Origin of the sequence: Pseudonocardia xinjiangensis, from assembly GCF_012911925.1 — a bacterium.
GTDB classification, from domain to species: domain Bacteria; phylum Actinomycetota; class Actinomycetes; order Mycobacteriales; family Pseudonocardiaceae; genus Pseudonocardia; species Pseudonocardia xinjiangensis.
Genome location: NZ_JAAXKY010000055.1, coordinates 1 through 19,527 on the forward strand (window position 1 = coordinate 1; position 19,527 = coordinate 19,527).

Sequence of the window (19,527 nt, forward strand, 5' to 3'; positions counted from 1 at the left end):
ATCGGGTAGCGGGCGTGGTCGAGCACGGCCACGGCCACGGAGACGAAGCCGGGCGTCACCTCGCCGTCCTCGACGGCATAGCCGCGGCGGCGGGTCTCCACGAGCAGCCTGCGGAGCGCGGAGAGCGACCGGGGACCGCTGTCGTTGCGCGTGACGAACGCGTCGGGCTGCGGGAAGAGCGCCCGGATCTGCGCTGCGGGCAGCGCGGCGAGCATCGCCCGGCCGCTGGCGGTGAGGTGGGCGGGCAGCCGCACCCCGACGTCGGTGACCAGGGGTGGCCGGCCGGGGGCGCGCTCCTCGATGACGTAGACGACCTCCCGGCCGTGCAGGACGGCCAGGTGCGCGGTGTCGCCCGTCCGGTCCACGAGCCGGCCGAGCGGCACCCGCGCGATGCGCTGCAGCGGCGCCTGGCGCACGTAGCCGGTGCCGAGCTCGTAGGCGGCCACCCCGAGGCTGTAGCGCCGTTCGTCCGCCAGGTGCACGACGTACCCGCTCTCGGCCAGCGTGGTGAGCAGCTGGTACGTGGTGGACCGGGGGAGCTCCAGGTCGCGGGTGATCGCCGCCGCGGGCACGGGACCGGCCTGCCGGGCGAGGTAGCCCAGAACGGCCAGCACCTGGTGCGCCGCGGGCACCTTCAGTGGATGGCCGGGCACCCGAGGACGCTAGCAACTGTCCGGCATCCCGGACAGAGTTCGCCGACGGCCTGTGGTGGCCGGACCGGGGGCGGGTGTCCCATGCAGTGATGCATGCAGTCACCGTCGGAATCGCTCCGTTATCGCCCGAAGACGTCCTCGCCGTGGCCCGGGAGGGGGCGGGGGTCGTCCTCTCCGCCGACGCGGAGAACGAGATCGCCGCCAGCCGCAAGATCGTCGAGTCGCTGGCGGAGGACGTCCGGCCGCACTACGGGGTGTCGACGGGGTTCGGGGCGTTGGCCACGCGGCACATTCCGCTGGATCGGCGGGCTGCGCTGCAGCGCAGCCTGGTGCGGTCGCACGCGGCGGGGTCGGGGCCGGAGGTGGAGCGCGAGGTCGTGCGGGCCCTGATGGTGCTGCGGCTCTCCACGCTGGCGACGGGCCGCACGGGCGTGCGGGTGGAGACCGCGCGCGTGTACGCCGCGATGCTGTCCGCCGGGATCACGCCCGTCGTGCACGAGTACGGGTCGCTGGGGTGTTCGGGTGACCTCGCGCCGCTCGCGCACTGCGCGCTGGCCGCCATGGGCGAGGGCACGGTCCGCGACGGGTCGGGTGAGCTGGTGCCCGCCGCGCAGGCGTTGGCCGCGGCGGGGATCACGCCGGTCGTCCTGGAGGAGAAGGAAGGTCTGGCGCTGATCAACGGCACCGACGGCATGCTGGGGATGCTGGTGCTGGCCTGCCATGACCTGCGACGGCTGTTGCGCAGCGCCGACCTCGCGGCGGCGATGAGCGTGGAGGCCCTGCTGGGCACGGATGCGGTGTTCGCTGCGGATCTGCAGGCGCTGCGTCCCCATCCCGGGCAGGCGGCGTCGGCGTCGAACATGCGGGTGCTGCTGGCGGGTTCCGCGGTCATGGCGAGCCACCGGACGCCGGAATGCACGCGCGTGCAGGATGCGTACTCGTTGCGATGTGCACCGCAGGTGCACGGTGCCGCCCGCGACACCGTGGCCCACGCGGAGTCGGTGGCCGGTCGTGAGCTGTCCGCCGCGGTCGACAACCCGGTGGTCACGGTGGACGGGCGGCTGGAGAGCAACGGCAACTTCCATGGCGCGCCGCTGGGTTACGTGCTGGATTTCCTGGCGATCGCGGTGGCGGATCTGGCGTCGATGAGTGAGCGGCGGACGGACCGGTTCCTGGATGTGGCGCGCAGTCAGGGGTTGCCGGCGTTCCTCGCCGATGATCCCGGCGTGGACTCGGGACACATGATCGCGCAGTACATGCAGGCTTCGGTGGTGGCGGAGCTGAAGCGGCTGGCGGTTCCCGCGTCGGTGGACTCGATTCCGACGAGTGCGATGCAGGAGGACCACGTCTCGATGGGATGGGCGGCGGCACGGAAGCTGCGTCGGGGGATCGACGGGTTGGCCCGGGTGCTGGGGGTCGAGCTGCTGACGGCGGCGCGGGCGCTGGATCTGCGGGCTCCGCTGGTGCCCGCGGCGGCGACCGGGGCGGTGCGTGACCTGGTGCGTGAGCAGGTTCCCGGGCCGGGCCCCGACCGCTACCTGGCCCCGGAGATCGAGGCGGCGGTGGAGCTGGTCGCGTCCGGTGCCGCCGTGGCGGCAGCGGAGACGGTCACCGGACCCCTGCACTGACCGAAGCTCGTCCGAGGCCCGAAGGAGGCCCGCCATGGAAGGCACCCGTCCCGTCCGAGCCGCCCGCGGCACGACCCTGACCGCACGCTCCTGGCAGACCGAGGCGCCGCTGCGGATGCTCTGCAACAACCTCGACCCGGAGGTGGCCGAGCGGCCCGACGATCTCGTCGTCTACGGCGGCACCGGCCGCGCGGCGCGGGACTGGGCGTCCTTCGACGCCATGGTGCGCACGCTCACGACGCTGGCCGACGACGAGACGATGCTGGTGCAGTCCGGCCGTCCGGTCGGGGTGCTGCGCACCCACGAGTGGGCGCCGCGGGTGCTGATCGCCAACTCGAACCTCGTCGGCGACTGGGCCACCTGGCCGGAGTTCCGGCGGCTGGAACGGCTCGGCCTCACCATGTACGGGCAGATGACGGCGGGGTCGTGGATCTACATCGGCACCCAGGGCATCCTGCAGGGCACCTACGAGACGTTCGCCGCCGTGGCCGCCAAGCGGTTCGGCGGCACGTTGGCCGGCACGCTCACCGTCACCGGGGGCTGCGGGGGCATGGGTGGTGCGCAGCCGCTGGCCGTCACCCTCAACGGCGGGGTCTGCCTGGTCGTCGACGTCGACGCGGCCCGGCTGCGCAGGCGGGTGGAGCACCGCTACCTCGACGAGCTGGCCACCGGCCTCGACGACGCGGTGGCCCGCTGCGAGGCGGCCCGCCGGGAACGCAGGGCGTGGTCGGTCGGGTTGGTCGGCAACTGCGCCGCGGTGCTGCCGGAACTGCTGCGCCGCGGCGTCGAGGTGGACGTCGTCACCGACCAGACCTCGGCCCACGACCCGCTGTCCTACCTGCCCGACGGTGTCGACCTCGAGGACTGGCCGGAGTACGCGGCCGCGAAGCCGGAGGAGTTCACCGAGCGGGCGCGCGAGTCGATGGCCCGCCACGTCGAGGCGATGGTGGGGTTCCTGGACGCGGGTGCCGAGGTGTTCGACTACGGCAACTCGTTGCGTGACGAGGCCCGCCAGGGCGGCTACGAGCGCGCGTTCGCGTTCCCCGGGTTCGTCCCGGCCTACATCCGGCCCCTGTTCTGCGAGGGGAAGGGGCCGTTCCGGTGGGCCGCGCTGTCGGGCGACCCGGCCGACATCCACGCCACCGACGAGGCCGTGCTGGAGCTGTTCCCCGACGACGACCGGCTGCACCGCTGGATCCGGGCGGCACGCGAGCGGGTGGCGTTCCAGGGGCTGCCGGCCCGGATCTGCTGGCTCGGGCAGGGGGAGCGCGACCGCGCCGGGCTGCGGTTCAACGACATGGTCGCCTCGGGCGCGCTGTCGGCGCCCGTCGTGATCGGCCGCGACCACCTGGACACGGGCTCCGTGGCCTCGCCCTACCGGGAGACCGAGGCGATGGCCGACGGCTCCGACGCGATCGCCGACTGGCCACTGCTCAACGCGCTGGTCACCACCGCGTCCGGGGCGAGCTGGGTGTCGATCCACCACGGCGGTGGCGTCGGGATCGGGCGGTCGCTGCACGCCGGGCAGGTCACCGTGGCCGACGGCACCGAGCTCGCCGCCCGCAAGATCGAGCGCGTTCTCACCAACGACCCGGCCAGCGGGGTGCTGCGCCACGTCGACGCCGGGTACGAGACGGCCGCCGAGGTGGCCCAGACCCACCACCTGCGCGTCCCGATGCAGGAACACGCATGACCGCCCAGCCCCCACCCGGGTTGCAGCAAAGCCACGTTGCGGCAACGAGATGGCATGAAAGTGGCTTTGCTGCAACGGGGGCGGCCGCCTTCGACGCCCTCTGGGGCGAGCTCGCGCCGGTCGGGCGCCACGCGCGGACCGGCGGGTACCGGCGCTTCGCGTGGACAGCGGCGGACGCGGCGCTGCGGGAGTGGTTCGTGGGTGCGGCGCAGCGGCGCGGGCTCGACGTCACCTCCGACCGGGCGGGGAACCTCTGGGCGTGGTGGGGCGATCCCGACGCCGACGGGCCCGGGCTGGTGGTCGGCAGCCACCTCGACTCGGTGCCCGACGGCGGGGCGTTCGACGGTCCGCTCGGGGTGGTGTCGGCGCTGGCGGCTCTGGACGTGCTGCGCGCCGCGGGCCGGCGACCGCGGCGGCCGCTGGGCGTCGCCGTCTTCTCCGACGAGGAGGGCGCGCGGTTCGGGGTGGCGTGCGCCGGGAGCCGGATCATCACCGGGGCGCTCCCGCCCGACCGCGCCCGCTCGCTCACCGACGCGGACGGCACCACCATGGCCGAGGCGATGGCCGCCGGCGGCCACGACCCGCACCAGGTCGGCCCCGACGCCGAGACGCTGCGCCGCATCGGGACCTTCGTCGAGCTGCACGTCGAGCAGGGCAAGGGCCTGGTCGACGCGGAGCACGGCGAGGGTGCCGCCGTCGGCGTGGCGAGCGCGATCTGGCCGCACGGGCGGTGGCGGCTCGACCTGCGCGGCCGCGCCGACCACGCCGGCACCACCCGGCTGGCCGACCGCGACGACCCGATGCTCGCGCTGGCCGCGGCGGTGGCCACCGCACGGAGTGCGGCGGAACGGCACGAGGCCCTGGCCACGATCGGCAAGCTGCGGGTGGAACCGAACGGGGTGAACGCCATCCCGTCGGCCGTCACGGCGTGGCTGGACGCGCGCGGGCCTGCGGAGCGCGGCGTGCGGTCGGTGGTCGCAGCGGTCGGCGCGGCGGCCGGAGCCGACCCGCTGGAGGAGTCCTTCACCCCGGCGACGGACTTCGACGTGGTCCTGCGTGACCGGCTCGCCGTCCTGCTCGGTGAGGTCCTGTTCGGCGACGCCGGGCGGCCCGCGCCAGTGCTGCCGACCGGGGCGGGCCACGACGCCGGGATCCTCTCCGCCGCCGGTGTGCCCACGGCGATGCTGTTCGTGCGCAACCCGACGGGCGTGTCCCACTCGCCGCACGAGCACGCCGAGACCGATGACTGCCACCGCGGCGTCGCGGCCCTCGCCCGGGTCGTGGAGGAGCTGGGGTGACCCCACCGTCGACCCGGCCCCCGCTGGGGCGGTCGTTCTGGTGCGAGCTGGCCTGGCTCGCACCGGGTCCGGTGCCCCGGGTCCGCATCGCCGTCGCCGACGGCCGGATCGCCGCGGTCGAGACCGGGGTGGCGCCCGAACCGGGCGACGGGCGGCTGCCCGGTCTCGTGCTGCCCGGGTTCGCCAACGCCCACAGCCACGCCTTCCACCGGGCCCTGCGCGGCCGCACCCACGACCGGGGCGGCACGTTCTGGACGTGGCGCAGGCGGATGTACGCCGTCGCGGCCCGGCTGGACCCGGACTCCTACCTCGCGCTGGCCCGGGCGGCGTACGCGGAGATGGCGCTGGCCGGCGTCACCGCCGTCGGCGAGTTCCACTACCTGCACCACGGCCCGGGCGGTGTGCCGTACGCCGATCCGAACGAGATGGGGCACGCGCTGATCCGGGCGGCCGCCGAGGCCGGTGTGCGGCTCACGCTGCTCGACACCTGCTACCTGTCCGGGGGGCTGGACGACGCCGGCCACACCGCGCCTGACGAGGTGCAGGCCCGGTTCTCCGACGGGGACGCGGCCGGCTGGGCCGCCCGGCTCGCCGGGCTCGCCGACGGCGCCCCGCTCGCCGACGGCGCGGTGCGCATCGGCGCCGCGATCCACTCGGTCCGCGCGGTCCCCGCGGCGCAGCTGCCGCTCGTCGTGGCGGCCGCCGCCGACCGCCCGCTGCACGTGCACCTGTCCGAGCAGCCCGGGGAGAACGCGGCGTGCCAGGCGTTCTACGGCGCCACGCCCACGCAGCTGCTCGCCGGGCACGGCGTGCTCGGTGCCGCCACGACGGCCGTCCACGCCACCCACCTGACCGGGCGGGACATCGCGCTGCTCGGCGGCTCGCGCACCACCGTCTGCGCGTGCCCGAGCACCGAGGCGGACCTCGCCGACGGGATCGGCTCGTTCCGGGCGCTCCGCGACGCCGGCTCGCCGCTGGCGGTGGGCAGCGACCAGCACGTCAGCACCGATCTGCTGGCCGAGGCCCGGCTGGTGGAGTCGCACGAGCGGCTCGCGCGCGGGGAGCGGGGCCGGTTCCCGCCCGCCGAGCTGGTCGACGCCCTCACCGCGGCGGGTCACGCCTGCCTCGGCCGGCCGGACGCCGGCCGGATCGCCCCGGGGCAGCTGGCCGACCTGGTCGCCGTGCGCCTCGACGGTCCCCGCACCGCGGGAGCCGCTCCCGAGCAGGTGGTGCTGGTGGCCGGCGCTGGGGACGTCGACACCGTGGTGGTCGACGGCGTGCCGGTCGTGACGGGTGGCGTCCACCGCCTCGGCGACGTCGGCGCACTTCTCCGCAAAGCGATCGAGCCCCTCTGGAGTACGGGATGAACACCGGCGCGGTGGCCCATGGCGCAACGTTGATCACCGGCGTGGGTGAGCTCGTCACCAACGATCCGTCGCTCGGAGCCGGTCCACTCGGGCTCGTGCCCGATGCCGCTCTCGTGGTGCAGGGCGGTGCGGTGGCCTGGGTCGGCCCGGCCGTCGCGGCTCCCGCCGCGGACGAGCGCGTCGACGTCGGCAGCCGGGCCGTGCTGCCCGGGTTCGTCGACAGCCATGCCCACCTCGTGTTCGGCGGGGAGCGCTCCGCGGAGTTCGAGGCCCGGATGTCCGGTGTCCCGTACGACGGCGGTGGGATCGCCTCGACCGTCCGGGCCACCCGCGAGGCGGACGAGGATCAGCTGCGCGCGCGCCTGCGGGGGCTCGTCGCGGAGATGCGCGCCCAGGGCACGACCACCGTCGAGATCAAGAGCGGGTACGGGCTGACCGTGGCCGACGAGGAGCGCGCCCTGCGGCTCGCCCGGGAGGTCACCGACGAGACGACCTTCCTCGGCGCGCACGTCGTGCCCGCGGAGTACGCGGGCCGGGTCGACGAGTACGTCGCGCTGGTCACCGGTCCGATGCTGGCGGCCTGTGCCCCGCACGCGCGCTGGATCGACGTGTTCTGCGAACCCGCGTCACCGCACGCCTTCGACGGCGCGGCCTCCCGCGCGGTGCTGACGGCCGGCCGGGACGCCGGGCTCGGCCTGCGGGTGCACGGCAACCAGCTGGGCCCGGGGCCGGGCGTGCAGCTCGCGGTGGAGCTGGGCGCCGCCAGCGTCGACCACTGCACCCACCTGACCGGGGCCGACGTCGCGGCCCTCGCGTCGGGCATCACGGTCGCGACGCTGCTCCCCGGCGTCGAGTTCTCGACCCGCCAGCCCTACCCCGACGCCCGCCGCCTGCTCGACGCCGGTGTCACCGTCGCGCTGGCCACCGACTGCAACCCCGGCACGTGCTTCTCCTCGTCCATGGCGCTGTGCGTGGCGCTGGCGGTCCGGGAGATGGCGATGACCCCGGCGGAGGCCGTACTGGCGGCCACCGCCGGTGGCGCGGCGGCGCTGCGCCGCGACGACGTCGGCCACCTGGGTGTCGGTGCCCGCGCCGACCTGGCCGTGCTCGACGCGCCGTCCTACCGGTATCTGGCATATCGGCCCGGTGTCCCGCTCGCCGGCACGCTCGACGTCACCTGATCGACCTGGATCAGGCGTTCCGGGAAACCCTGAGAATCCTGTGAACCGCCGGAACCACCCTCACGTGATCACCACCGGGCGCTGCGACAAGGCGCGCCCGTCGGTGCACGGCGACCGGCCGCGATCCCGCGGAGGCCCGTGTTCTCGACCTGATCACGAGGAGTTCCCATGGGTCCGCACGCTGCTCGGCGGTTCACCGTCGGCCTGATGTTCGCCGCGATCGGCCTGGTCTCGGCCTGTTCGGTGCCCGGAGTCTCCGTCACCCCGGCCGCCGCCAACGTGCCGTCCGCCCAGGTCCCGGCCGCGCAGGTCCCGGCGGCCCAGGACACGTCCGGGCTGGTGCCGCTGGCGCCGCCGGTGACCGTGGTGGAGCAGGGCGCGCCGGCCACCCACCACTCCACCGCGAAGGCCCCCAAGGCCGCTGCGGCTCCCGCGCCGAGTGGCTACGACAGCGGGACGAAGTCCTACTCCGGGTCCAGCGGCGACGCGGTGAACTGCGGCAAGGTCGGCCCCAAGGGCGGCAAGCAGGTGGACCTGATCGCCGAGGAGACCTCGGCCGGCATCGTCGGGTGCACCGAGGCGATCGACGTCATCACCGAGTACTACCAGGAGGCCCCGACGAAGTCGCAGGGCACGGCGCACGTCCTCAACGTGCAGGGGTGGAACTGCCTGGCCGACACCGGCGCGTACGGCAGCGGGTCGATCGGTTGCGACAAGAACGGCTTCGCCTTCCGCACCAAGCCGTGACCCGGGAGCGCTGACCTCTCACCCGGGGTCACCGGATGTGAGATGCGCATCACGGGTCGGCGACCCGCGGAGGCCGACCTGCTCAGATCGTCGGAACACGCACTGCGACCTGCCTCCACACCGCCGTCGGGCTCGTCCCCGGTGTGTGCCGTCAGCGCCGGCATCGACCGGCAGGTGGATGGTGGTGGGTGTGGACCTGGACACGGTGACGGAGATCCGGAGCGCCCGGGAGCTCGACGGGTGGCGACCGGGTGATGCGTGGCTGGCGGGCGGGACGTTCCTGTTCTCCGAGCCGCAGCCGCACCTCACCCGGCTGCTGGACCTGAGCGACATGGGGTGGGCTCCGCTGGAGGTGACGGACCGTGGCCTGGAGATCGCGGCGACGTGCACCGTCGCCGAGCTGGCGCGGTTCGTCCCGCCCGCCGGGTGGACCGCGGTCCGGCCGGCGACGGGCCCGTCCCTGGTCGAGCAGTGCTGCCACTCGTTCGTCGCCTCGTTCAAGATCTGGACGATGGCCACGGTGGGCGGCAACATCTGCAACGCGCTGCCCGCGGGCCCGATGATCTCCCTGACCGCGGCGCTGGAGGGCACCGCCACCCTGGTCGCACCCGACGGTGCCCGGCGGTTCGTGCCGGTCGCCGACGTCGTCACCGGGGTGGGCACCACGGTGCTGTCGGACGGAGAGCTCCTCCGGTCGGTGACCCTGCCGACCTCCGCGCTGCGGAGCACGACGGCGTTCCGCCAGGCCTCGCTGTATCCCGTCGGGCGGTCCGGGGCCCTGCTCATCGGGCGGCTCGACCCGCTCGAGGGCTCGCTCACCCTCACCGTCACCGCGTCGACGGTCCGGCCGGTGCAGCTGCGCTTCGGCCGGGTTCCGGACGCGGGCACCCTCGCCGCCGCCGTGGCGGAGGCGATCCCGGCGCAGGCCTACGTCGACGACGTCCACGGGCTACCGGCCTGGCGGCGGCACATGACGCGGCGGCTGGCCGAGGAGATCCGCCGCGAGCTGGAGGAGGGGACCCGCTGATGGCCGTAGTGGTGAACGGGCACGAGTTCGCGGAGCGGCCCCGGCCGGGCCAGTGCCTGCGAACCTACCTGCGGGAGCGCGGCTGGTTCGGGGTGAAGAAGGGCTGCGACGCGGGGGACTGCGGCGCCTGCACCGTGCACGTCGACGGGGAGCCGGTGCACAGCTGCGTCTACCCGGCACACCGCGCGCAGGGACGCGAGGTCACCACGATCGAGGGGCTGGCAGCCGGCGGCGAGCTGCACCCGGTGCAGCAACGGTTCCTGGACGCGCAGGGCTTCCAGTGCGGGTTCTGCACGGCCGGGTTCATCATGACCACCGCGGCCCTGGACGAGGAACAGCTGGACGACCTGCCGCGCGCGTTCAAGGGCAACCTGTGCCGCTGCACCGGCTACCGCGCGATCGAGGACGCCGTGCGTGGGGTCCGGCGTGTCGACGAGCCCGCCCCGGGGCAGGCCGTGGGCTGCAGCGTGGCCGCCCCAGCCGGGCCACAGATCGTCACCGGGACCGCCCGCTACACGTTCGACGTCGAGGTTCCTGGGCTGCGCCACATCAAGCTCCTGCGCTCCCCGCACGCCCACGCGCGGATCGCCGGCATCGACACGGGGCCGGCCATGGCGGTGCCGGGGGTGGTCGCCGTCCTCACCCGCCATGACGCCCCGACCGGCCTGTTCTCCTCGGCTCGCCACGAGCACCCGGAGGAGGACCCCGCCGACACCCGGGTGGTGGACGACGTGGTTCGCCACATCGGGCAGCGCGTCGCCGTGGTGGTGGCCGAGACCGAAGCCGCGGCCGCTGAGGGCTGCCGCCGGGTCCGCGTGGACTACGAGGTGCTGCCCGCCGTGACCGACCCGGAGCGGGCCATGTCGCCGGGCGCGCCCGTCATCCACCCGGGGAAGGGCCCGGAGACCCGGATCGCCCGGCCGCAGGACAACGTCGTCGGCGAGATGCACGAGGAGATCGGCGACGTCGAGCAGGCGTTCGCGCAGGCCGACGTGGTCTACGAGGGGACCTTCGGCTCGCAGCGGGTGCAGCCGGCGCACCTGGAGACCCACGGAGCCGTCGCCTGGTTCGAGGAGGACGGCAGGCTCACCGTTCGCAGCAGCACGCAGACGCCGTTCCTGACCCGCCGGGTCCTGTGCGACCTGTTCGACCTGCCGGAGGACCGGCTGCGCGTGGTCGCCGGGCGCGTCGGCGGCGGCTTCGGCGGGAAGCAGGAGATGCTGGTGGAGGACGTCGTGGTGCTCGCCGCGCTGCACACCGGCGGTCCGGTGAAGCTCGAGTACACCCGCGACGAGCAGTTCACCGCGTCCACCACCCGCCACCCCTTCTCCGTCCGCATGACGGTGGGCGGGCGCCGCGACGGCACGCTCACCGGCATGGCGCTGCGGGTCGTCGCGGACGCGGGCGCCCACGGCAACCACTCGCCGTCGGTGCTGTTCCACAGCTGTTCGGAGCCACTGGCGCTCTACCGCTGCCCGAACCGCAGGGTGGACGGCTTCGCCGTCTACACCACCACCGTCCCCTCCGGTGCGTTCCGCGGCTACGGGCTCAGCCAGGTGACGTTCGCCGTGGAGTCGGCGCTGGACGAGCTGGCGCGGCGGCTGGGCATCGAGCCGGCCGCGTTCCGCGAACGCAACATCATCGCCCCGGGTGATCCCGTGGTCGATCCCGGCGGCCCGAAACAGGACCTGGAGATGGGCAGCTACGGGCTCGACCAGTGCCTCTCGGTCGTCCGGGACGCCGCCGCCGACGACACGGCAGGCGCGCCGGCACCCGATGGCTGGCTGGTCGGGCACGGCATGGCGCTGTCCATGATCGCCACCGGGCCCCCCGGTGGCCACTTCGCCGACGCCCGACTCACGCTGCTGGAGGACGGCCGTTACGACCTGGCCGTCGGCAGCGTCGAGTTCGGCAACGGCCTCGCCACCGTGCACAGCCAGATCGCGGCCGCCACCCTGGGCACCACGGTGGACCACATCGGCGTCCGGCAGGCCGACACCGACGTCGTCGGCCACGACACGGGTGTCTTCGCCTCCGCGGGCATCGTCGTCGGGGGCAAGGCGGTGCTGCGCGCGGCCGAGGCCCTGCGGGCGGCGCTGCTCGCCGGTGCGGCCGCCTGCACCGGAACCGACCCGGGCCGGTGCCACCTGGAGCCGGACGCCGTGAACTGCGGGGGCCAGCGGCTGCCGTTGACGAAGCTGTGGGCGGCGATGCGCGACACCGGGCACGAACCGGCCGCGGACGGCCACTCGGACGGCACCCCGCGCTCGGTGGCCTTCAACGCGCAGTGGTTCCGCGTCGCGGTCGACCCGGACACCGGGGAGATCCGGATCCTGCGCAGCGTCCACGCCGCCGACGCCGGCGTCGTCATGAACCCGCTCCAGCTGCGCGGCCAGGTGGAGGGCGGGGTCGCCCAGGCCCTCGGCGCCGCCCTGTACGAGCAGGTCCGGATCGAGGAGAACGGGCAGGTCAGCACCCCGGACTTCCGCCGCTACCACCTGCCCGCCTTCGCCGACGTGCCGCGCACGGAGGTCCACTTCTCCCGCACCGCCGACGCGATGGGCCCGCTCGGGGCGAAGTCGATGAGCGAGAGCCCCTTCATCCCCGTCGCACCGGCGCTGGCCAACGCGCTGCGGGACGCGACCGGCGTCCGCTTCACCCGGCTCCCGTTCACCCGCGACAGGGTGTGGCTGACCTACGGGGACGCCGTGGGTGAGGCGGCCGAGGGTCAGCCGTGACCCGCGTCCGGTCGCCGGTCCATCCGCCGTGACAGGTGCGCGAAAGCGGCAGGCGCGACGCCGTGCACGCGCGCGCCGACGGTGAGCCAGCGCGGCACGAACACCTCGGCCCGGTCGCGACGCACCGCGTCGACCAGCGCGCCGGCCACCCGCTCCGGACTGACCGGACGCGGGAAGCGCCGGTGGTAGGGCTGCCCGCGCCGCTCGTAGTACGGGGTCGTGACGGCGCCGGGCAGGACGGTGGTGACGCCGATGTCCGACTCCACGCGCAGTGCGTCGGCGAACCCGCGCAGGCCTGCCTTGGTGGCCGAGTACGCGGCCTCGTACGCCACCCCGATCGCCGCGACGGAGGCGACGAACACCACGTGGCCGCGGGCGGTGCGCAGCGTCGGCACCAGGGCCCGGGTGAGCTGCACGGGAGCGACGAGGTTGACGGTCAGCAGCTCGTCGACGACCTCGGCGGGGGTGTCGGCCAGCGGGCCGGCAGCGCCGACCCCGGCGCCGTGGACCAGCAGCTGCGCCCAGCCGTCCGCGGCGTCGGACACGGCCGCGACCCCGGCGGGGTCCCGCAGGTCCGCCACCAGCGCGCGGCCCCCGCAGCGGAGGGCGACGGCGTCGAGCCGGGCCCGGTCCCGGCCCACGAGCAACAGCCGGCAGCCGTGGTGGGCGAGGCGCTCCGCCACCGCGGCCCCGATTCCGGACGAGGCACCGGTTACCACGGCGTTGCGGGGCAGCGAGGTCATCCGCAGCAGAGGGACGTCATCGGGCGACGGGTCCCGCGCCGCGGCGCATCACGAGCGGGCGGTCGGCCAGGATCTCCCGGCGCTGCAGCAGGTGGTGGCCGCGCACGGCGATCAGCGCGATCGAGCCGATGACCACGGCTGCGGCGAGGTACTGGCCCATGAGCAGCGACGGGGAGCTGTCCAGCCGCTCGCCGAGCCAGCTCACGCCGATGAGGACCCCGATCACCGGGTCGACACTCGTGATCACGGCCACGGCCGGTGCCACGAGCTGCCCGGCCTGGAAGGTGTTCTGGCTCAGCAGGAAGCCCATCGGGCCGATGATGCAGACCACGTACAGCACCGGGTGGCGGAACGGTTCGTCCAGCCCGACCCGCAGCTGCCCGGTGATGACCTTCATCAGCCCGGCGGTGACGCCGTAGAGGACGCCGGTGGCCAGCGCCAGTGCCAGCACCCGCGACGAGTGCTCCACGGTGGCCGCGTAGAACACGCAGCCGAGCACCAGTACGGCCAGTGCTATCGCCAACGGCAGGCCGGCCATGAGGTTGAACTCGCCGTCGGTGCTGCCTTCGGTGGGCCGGGCGAGCAGCAGGAACGCCGAGAGCCCGGCCGCGCAGAGCAGCGCACCGAGCAGGATCAGCGCGTCGGGCCGCCGCCCGTTCATCAGCGCGGCGAACACGGAGGCGAAGGCGACCCCGGTGACGAGCAGCGGCTGCACCACCGCGAGCGGCCCGAAGGCCAGCGCGACGATCTGCAGGGCGAGGGCGACGATCGTGGCCACCAGGCCGAGCAGCCACATCGGACGGGCAAGCAGCTCGACGATCAGCCGCGGGCTGAGGGTCGGAGCGACCGCCACCTCGTGCGTCGCCCGTTGCTGCGCGGCGCTGGCCAGCCCGAACCCGGCAGCGCCCAGCACTGCGGCCGGCACGGCGATCACCAACGCTGTTCCCGAGTCCATCACCACCTCCAGCCCCCAGCCCCCTCAGTCAACTCGGTCCACACGACCCTGCACAGCGCTTAACGACGCCCTGACCCGGTCGGGAATTCCCCCGATCTCGGGTATCAGCCCTGGATCAGCGGTGATCCCGATCGCTGTGGTGCGGCCCCAGTGGAGCGCGCCGACGGCCAGCCCCACCCCGTCGGCCAGCGGCAGCACCGGGTACACCTCGCGGATCAGGCCGCCGCGCGAGTGCAACGGGCGCCGCGAGCCCGGCATGACCGAGGCCAGTGCGTGGAAGAACCGCCGCCCGTAGGCGAGGCGCACCAGCTGGGCCTGCAGCCGCCACGGTAGCAGTCCGAGCACGCGCAGCACTGCGGCCGCACCATCGGGCTGCCCGGCCGACGAGCCCGCTGCCAGCGCTTTCTCCACCCGCGCGACGCGTTCGGCCGGGGACATCGGGCCGGTCGGCAGGTCGATCGAGACGGCTGCGGTGCGGTTGCCCAGCGCGCGGCTGCCCACCGTGGCGCTGGTGCGGGTGGTCATCGGCACCATGGTGCGCACCGCCACGGGCACGGCCTGCGGGTCGCGCTCGGTGAGCAGCGTGTGCAGGGTCTCGGCCACGACGGCCAGCAACAGGACGGTGGTGCCGACGCCGTGCGCCCGCGCCGCCGCACGCACCTGCGCGCCGTCCAGGCACACGCCGGCGCGCCGGTGGGCCGTGCCGGCGACGCGCCCTGCCAGCGGTGACGCCCCGGCGCCACCGGCGAGGGCGAGGCTCGCGACCCCCCGGACGACCACGGCGGCGCGGCGGAGCCGGTGGGCCACGCCCGCCGGCTCGTCCGGGGTGCCCCGGGGCCGGTCGGGGGTGGCCGGGGTGATCTCGTCGCTCAGCAGCCGGATCAGCGCGTCGGTGACGGCGAGGCCGTCACCCAGCGCGTGGTGCACCTTGGCCAGCACGGCGATCTCGCCGGCCGCCCGGTCGCGGGCCACCTGCAGCTCCCACCCGGTCGCCACCGGGTCGACCACCGTGGCGAAGAACGCCGTGAGGGCGTCGTCCCAGGTGGGGGCGGTGCCGTCGGCCCCGATCTCGACGATGCCGGGCCGCACGTGCCGGCCGGGGTCGGGCGTGTCGTCGTCGAGCCAGCGCAACGGCCGTCCGGGCCGGGGGCGCAGCAGGCGCCGGCGCAGCAGCGGGATGTCAGGGACCCGGTCGCGGATGAGTCCGGCCAGTGCCCCGGGCCAGTCGTCGCGGCCGTCGGGGTCCTCGATGAGGATGCGCGCGCCCACCTGCTGGGGTACTTCGGGCGTTGCGGCGTGCAGGAACAACGCGTCCTGCGAGCGCACCCGCGGGTGCCGTGGGCCCGGCGTGGCCCGGGGCTGCGCCCGGAGCCGGGCGAGGTCGGCGAGCGCCGCGACGTCGGCGGTGAGGTCGGTGCCGTCGAGGCGGGCGAGCAGTGACGCGACGAGGGCCTCGCGGTGGCCGTCGCGGGCGAGGTCGGCGAGCGCCGCCGTGAGGTCGGCGGGTGCCGGGCACACGCGGGCGAGCCCGGCGTCGGCGAGCAGCGCGGCGGTCGCGCGCCCGTGCCCGGCGATCGGTGCGAACAGCAGGAGCGGGCGTGCGCACGCGAGCGCCTCGAGCGTGGTGGCGCCGCCGGCGTTGGCCACGACGACGTCGCAGTCCCGGGTGGCCGCAGCGGGGTCGTCGACCCAGTCGACCACCCGCATCGCCGCCCCGCGCGGGTGGGCGCGGCCGACGGCGCACAGCCTGCGCCGCACAGCGGCGTTGCGGCCGCTGCTCACGAGTACGTCCGCACCGGCGTCGAGGACGGCGGCGCACGCCGCCGCGACGTCGCCGAACGCCATCGAGCCGCAGGACACGTACACCTGCGGGCGCGCTCGGGCAGCCTCGACGGGTGGTGGGGTGAACCGGCTCGAGACGGGCAGGGCCGCCACCCGGACCCGGGCGTCCGGGGCGGCGCGGCGCACCAGTGCCGCCGCCGCGCCGGTGGACACCAGGTGCAGGTCCAGGCCGGGGTCCACCCAGAGCGGGTGCGGCGCCGGGTCGGCCATCACGGCGACGGCGGGCATCGGCAGCCTGCCGCGGCGGCGCAGCGCGCCGAGTCCCGTGATGCCCTCGGGGAAGGTGGCCACGACGAGGTCGGGGGAGTGGCGGGCCAGCTGCCGCGCGAGGCCGCGGCCGCTCCACGCCCCGATCACGGCTCGGGTGCCTGCGCGGAACGGGCGCACGTGCCAGAGCAGCCAGAAGTACAGCTCGTAGAGCCAGGAGAACCGCCGCATGCAGCCGGCGTAGATCGCCCGGAAGACGGGCCCGGTGCCCCGGCCCATCCCGTCGAGGGTGTCGGTCCACACGACCTCGACGCCCGGCCACGCGCGCCGGGCCCGTTCCTCGACGGCCCGGGCGGCGGCGTGGTGGCCCTCGCCGATGCCGCCGGTGACCAGCAGGACCCGTCGCGGGTGTGCCGGGCCGGGCGCCGGGGCGGGTCCGGTCCGGGTGCTCGTCGCCGTGGTCGTGGGGGTGTCCGTGTTCATGCCACCCCACCGGGGAGTCGATGCGCCGCTAGCGTGCGCTTGTGGACGATGCAGGAGGAGCGGGTGGGTCGGGCGGCCCGGCGCGGGTGCTGCTGCTCTCCGCGCCGGTCGGCGAGGGGCACGTCGCCGCCGCGCGGGCACTGGCGGCGCGGATGCGCGTGCTCTGGCCGGACGCCGAGGTGCTCGAGGTCGAGAGCACCGGCCGCGGGTCGCGGGACGCTCTGCTGCGGGTCTCCTACCGGCTGACCCTGCGGTTCGTCCCGCGGCTCTACGGGATCGGCTACGACCTGCTGGTCCGGTTCCCGAAGGCCGCCGAGGTGTTCAAGGCGATGTCCGCAGGCGGCATCGGCCGGTCGCTCGAACCGGTCATCGCGGCGGCGTCGCCCGACCTGGTCATCTCGACCTACCCGATGATCTCCGGAGGGCTGGCCTGGCTGCGGCGGCGGGGCCGGCTGCCGGGCCGCGCGGTCGCGGTGGTGACCGACGTGGCCGTGCACCCGTTCTGGGTGTGGCCCGACCTCGACGAGACCTGGACGCTGCTGCCCGCCTCCCGGGAGCAGGCGCGGGCCGTCGCTCCGCTGGCGGAGGTGCGGGTGGTGCCCGCGGCGGTCGACCGGCGCTTCCGGCCGGGTGACCCGAGCGCGGCCCGGGCCGCCACCGGCCTGCGCACGGACGCGTTCGTCGTGCTGGTCACCGGGGGGTCGCTGGGCTTCGGAGGCCTCGAGCGGGTGGTGGATGCGGTACTGGCCGGTGGGGAGGACGTGCAGGCGGTGGTCCTGTGCGCCCGCAACGAGCGGCTGCGGGCCCGGCTGCTCGCGCGCGGGCTGCCGTCCGACCGGCTGGTCGCCCGCGGCTGGACCGACCGGGTGGCCGAGGAGATCACCGCGGCGGACCTCGTGGTCACCACGGCGGGCGGGGTGATCGCGACCGAGGCCCTGGCCGTCGGGCGTGCCGTGCTGTTCGCCGCCCCCATCCCCGGCCATGGGCGGGCCGGAGCGGCGATGACGGCGGCGGCCGGGCTCGCGGTGGTCTGCCGGACCCCCGCCGAGGTGACCGCCGCGGTGCGCAGGCTCCGGGAGGACCCCGGCGCGCGGGCGGCACTGGCCGCCCGCGCGGCCGAGTTCGGCCGCGCCGATCTCGACGACGAGCTGGCCGCGCTCGCCCTGCGGGTCTGACCGCTGGGCGGTGCGCGGCCGGAGCGGCGTCAGGCCGCGGCGGGTGCGCCGATCCGCAGCCGGATGCCCTCGCCCGCCAGCGACCGGCGGAACCACCAGAGCGACAGCCCGATGCCCAGCGCCACCATCGAGTACGACCCGGCGGTGGAGACCACGAGGTAGTTGCCGACGGTCTGGGTGGCGAGCACGGCGAGCGTGGTGGCGCCGTTCACCAGGAACACGCACGCCCACAGCAGCGACACGCGCTTGAAGAAGCGCTTGATGCGCGGGTGCCCGGTCAGTGCCTCCGGGAACGGGCAGAAGTCGTCGGCCAGCTTCGCCAGCAGCGGACGCTCGAAGCCCAGGGTGACGAGCAACGCCACGGCGAACACGAAGTTCTGCACCGTGGGCTGCAGGAAGTAGAGGAAGGCGCTGCCCGTCCACAGGCCCACCACGGTGCGCACGACCAGCAGCATCGTGCTCATGAGCAGGACCACCGGGACCCGCTGGCGCATGACCAGCCTGCGGCCGATCGCCAGCCCGGACCAGCCCAGCGCGGCGTACAGCCCTGCGTCGAACCCGGCCTGGGTGAACAGCACCCAGAACAGGGCCAGCGGGATCAGTGTGGACTCCAGCAGCGGGATGCCCGCATGCCGTAACAACGACCCGACCGGGGGAAGGTGGACCGTAATGCGGTGTTGCAACATGCTCTGCCTCTCCGGCTGACCACGGGGTGCAAGCAGTGTAGTGACACCGGTAACGAGGCGATAACGGGCTCATCGTCCGATTCGACCGGCCCCCCGCAATCAGGTACCCGCTGCGGCGCGCAGCGACTCGCGCAGCGAGCCGAGAGTTGCGAAGACCGCCGAGGGCTCGTACCCGCAGTGGGCCATGCAGTTCTCGCAGCGCGGGTCGTTGCCCCGTCCGAAGGCCGACCAGTCCGTGTCCTCCACCAGTTCCTTGTAGGTCTGCACGTAGCCGTCGTCGAGCAGGTAGCAGGGGCGCTGCCAGCCCAGCAGCGAGTAGGACGGGATCGCCCACGCGGTGCAGGCGAGGTCGACCTTGCCCTCGAGGAAGTCGAGGAAGATCGGGGAGTGGTTGAGCCGCCACTTCTTGCGCCTGCCCCCGTCGAAGGCCTTGCGGAACAGCTCGCGGGTCTGCTCGACGCCCAGCCAGTGCTCCTGGTCGGGGGCCTTCTCGTAGGCGTAGGCCGGCGAGATCTGCATGTTGTCGATGCCGAGCTCGTCGTTGAGGTAGTCGAGGACGTCGATCACGTCCTGCGGCGTGTCGGTGTTGAAGAAGGTGGTGTTCGTGTTGACCCGGAACCCCTTCTCCTTCGCCAGCTTGATCGCGTCGACCGCCTGGTCGAACACCCCGTCCTTGCACACCGAGGCGTCGTGGCGGTCGCGCAGGCCGTCGATGTGCACCATCCACGCGAAGTTCTTGTGCGGGGTGAAGCGGTGCAGGTGCTTGGGCAGCAGCACCGCGTTCGTGCAGAGGAAGACGATCTTCCCGCGGGCGAGCAGCTGACGGACGATCTCGTCGATCTCCTTGTGCATCAGCGGCTCGCCACCGGCGATGGAGACCATCGGCGCGCCGCTCTCCTCGATGGCGCCGACCGCCTGCTCGACGGACATCCGCTGCTTCAGCAGCGACGCGGGCTGTTCGATCTTCCCGCAGCCGGCGCACTTGAGGTTGCACGCGAACAGCGGCTCCAGCTCGACCAGGAGCGGGAACTTCTCCACCCGCTTGATCTTCTGCTTCATCAGGTACGTGGCGAGTCGAATGGACTGGCGCATGGGCATGGGCAT

General features: G+C 74.5%; 15 protein-coding genes. 9 read left to right on the forward strand and 6 right to left on the reverse strand.

Annotated elements, in window-relative coordinates; translation table 11 throughout:
• Positions 1-653: IclR family transcriptional regulator (locus tag HF577_RS17710; RefSeq protein ID WP_312859204.1), on the reverse strand; the 653-nt coding region annotated here is incomplete at its 3' end.
• 89 nt (positions 654-742) lie between these two features.
• On the opposite strand from HF577_RS17710, the gene hutH reads away from it, so the two are divergent.
• The 8 genes from hutH to HF577_RS17750 all read left to right on the forward strand — a co-directional run bounded on the left by hutH (position 743) and on the right by HF577_RS17750 (position 12,332).
• Positions 743-2,281, forward strand: coding sequence for a histidine ammonia-lyase (hutH, locus tag HF577_RS17715; protein ID WP_169396987.1), 1,539 nt, complete (start codon positions 743-745; stop codon positions 2,279-2,281).
• 34 nt (positions 2,282-2,315) lie between these two features.
• Positions 2,316-3,974 carry a urocanate hydratase gene (gene hutU, locus HF577_RS17720; protein WP_169396988.1) on the forward strand — a complete coding sequence of 553 codons (1,659 nt, stop codon included), beginning with the start codon at positions 2,316-2,318 and terminating at the stop codon, positions 3,972-3,974.
• Positions 3,971-5,272 carry an allantoate amidohydrolase gene (locus HF577_RS17725; RefSeq protein WP_169396989.1) on the forward strand — a complete coding sequence of 434 codons (1,302 nt, stop codon included), beginning with the start codon at positions 3,971-3,973 and terminating at the stop codon, positions 5,270-5,272. The genes hutU and HF577_RS17725 overlap by 4 nt, the downstream gene beginning before the upstream one ends.
• A complete protein-coding gene (locus HF577_RS17730; protein ID WP_312859205.1) occupies positions 5,269-6,639 on the forward strand; it encodes a formimidoylglutamate deiminase in 1,371 nt (456 codons plus the stop codon). The genes HF577_RS17725 and HF577_RS17730 overlap by 4 nt, the downstream gene beginning before the upstream one ends.
• Complete coding sequence (gene hutI, locus HF577_RS17735) at positions 6,636-7,820, forward strand: imidazolonepropionase (protein WP_169396990.1); 1,185 nt, start codon at positions 6,636-6,638, stop codon at positions 7,818-7,820. The genes HF577_RS17730 and hutI overlap by 4 nt, the downstream gene beginning before the upstream one ends.
• 168 nt (positions 7,821-7,988) lie before the next feature.
• On the forward strand, positions 7,989-8,567 hold the full coding sequence (locus tag HF577_RS17740; RefSeq protein WP_169396991.1) for a hypothetical protein: 579 nt from the start codon (positions 7,989-7,991) through the stop codon (positions 8,565-8,567).
• 184 nt (positions 8,568-8,751) lie between these two features.
• Complete coding sequence (locus HF577_RS17745) at positions 8,752-9,594, forward strand: FAD binding domain-containing protein (protein ID WP_312859206.1); 843 nt, start codon at positions 8,752-8,754, stop codon at positions 9,592-9,594.
• Positions 9,594-12,332 (forward strand): molybdopterin-dependent oxidoreductase, encoded by a 2,739-nt coding sequence (locus tag HF577_RS17750; protein ID WP_169396993.1) that lies wholly within the window; start codon positions 9,594-9,596, stop codon positions 12,330-12,332. The genes HF577_RS17745 and HF577_RS17750 overlap by 1 nt, the downstream gene beginning before the upstream one ends.
• Here HF577_RS17750 and HF577_RS17755 read toward each other — a convergent pair.
• Genes HF577_RS17755 through HF577_RS17765 form a run of 3 tightly spaced genes read right to left on the reverse strand, consistent with a single transcriptional unit; the run spans position 12,323 to position 16,562 of the window.
• Positions 12,323-13,075, reverse strand: coding sequence for an SDR family NAD(P)-dependent oxidoreductase (locus HF577_RS17755; RefSeq protein ID WP_169396994.1), 753 nt, complete (start codon positions 13,073-13,075; stop codon positions 12,323-12,325). The genes HF577_RS17750 and HF577_RS17755 overlap by 10 nt on opposite strands.
• Before the next feature lie 16 nt (positions 13,076-13,091).
• The gene (locus HF577_RS17760; RefSeq protein ID WP_169396995.1) at positions 13,092-14,030 is read right to left on the reverse strand and encodes a DMT family transporter; all 939 of its coding nucleotides are present in this window, start codon (positions 14,028-14,030) and stop codon (positions 13,092-13,094) included.
• Positions 14,031-14,054: 24 nt separating this feature from the next.
• A complete protein-coding gene (locus HF577_RS17765) occupies positions 14,055-16,562 on the reverse strand; it encodes a wax ester/triacylglycerol synthase domain-containing protein (RefSeq protein WP_169396996.1) in 2,508 nt (835 codons plus the stop codon).
• A gap of 41 nt (positions 16,563-16,603) precedes the next feature.
• On the opposite strand from HF577_RS17765, the gene HF577_RS17770 reads away from it, so the two are divergent.
• Positions 16,604-17,737, forward strand: coding sequence for an MGDG synthase family glycosyltransferase (locus HF577_RS17770; protein ID WP_312859207.1), 1,134 nt, complete (start codon positions 16,604-16,606; stop codon positions 17,735-17,737).
• Positions 17,738-17,766: 29 nt separating this feature from the next.
• Here HF577_RS17770 and HF577_RS17775 read toward each other — a convergent pair whose 3' ends face one another.
• A complete protein-coding gene (locus HF577_RS17775) occupies positions 17,767-18,423 on the reverse strand; it encodes a VC0807 family protein (RefSeq protein ID WP_169396997.1) in 657 nt (218 codons plus the stop codon).
• Positions 18,424-18,522: 99 nt separating this feature from the next.
• The gene (hpnH, locus tag HF577_RS17780) at positions 18,523-19,527 is read right to left on the reverse strand and encodes an adenosyl-hopene transferase HpnH (protein ID WP_169396998.1); all 1,005 of its coding nucleotides are present in this window, start codon (positions 19,525-19,527) and stop codon (positions 18,523-18,525) included.

What these genes read in the sequence shown, in the direction of transcription:
- hutH (WP_169396987.1), top strand. Translation starts at nt 743, where the DNA reads ATGCATGCAGTCACCGTCGGAATCGCTCCGTTATCGCCCGAAGACGTC.
- hutU (WP_169396988.1), top strand. Translation starts at nt 2,316, where the DNA reads ATGGAAGGCACCCGTCCCGTCCGAGCCGCCCGCGGCACGACCCTGACC.
- HF577_RS17725 (WP_169396989.1), top strand. Translation starts at nt 3,971, where the DNA reads ATGACCGCCCAGCCCCCACCCGGGTTGCAGCAAAGCCACGTTGCGGCA.
- hutI (WP_169396990.1), top strand. Translation starts at nt 6,636, where the DNA reads ATGAACACCGGCGCGGTGGCCCATGGCGCAACGTTGATCACCGGCGTG.
- HF577_RS17740 (WP_169396991.1), top strand. Translation starts at nt 7,989, where the DNA reads ATGGGTCCGCACGCTGCTCGGCGGTTCACCGTCGGCCTGATGTTCGCC.
- HF577_RS17750 (WP_169396993.1), top strand. Translation starts at nt 9,594, where the DNA reads ATGGCCGTAGTGGTGAACGGGCACGAGTTCGCGGAGCGGCCCCGGCCG.
- HF577_RS17755 (WP_169396994.1), bottom strand. Translation starts at nt 13,075, where the DNA reads ATGACCTCGCTGCCCCGCAACGCCGTGGTAACCGGTGCCTCGTCCGGA.
- HF577_RS17760 (WP_169396995.1), bottom strand. Translation starts at nt 14,030, where the DNA reads ATGGACTCGGGAACAGCGTTGGTGATCGCCGTGCCGGCCGCAGTGCTG.
- HF577_RS17765 (WP_169396996.1), bottom strand. Translation starts at nt 16,562, where the DNA reads ATGAACACGGACACCCCCACGACCACGGCGACGAGCACCCGGACCGGA.
- HF577_RS17775 (WP_169396997.1), bottom strand. Translation starts at nt 18,423, where the DNA reads ATGTTGCAACACCGCATTACGGTCCACCTTCCCCCGGTCGGGTCGTTG.
- hpnH (WP_169396998.1), bottom strand. Translation starts at nt 19,527, where the DNA reads ATGCCCATGCCCATGCGCCAGTCCATTCGACTCGCCACGTACCTGATG.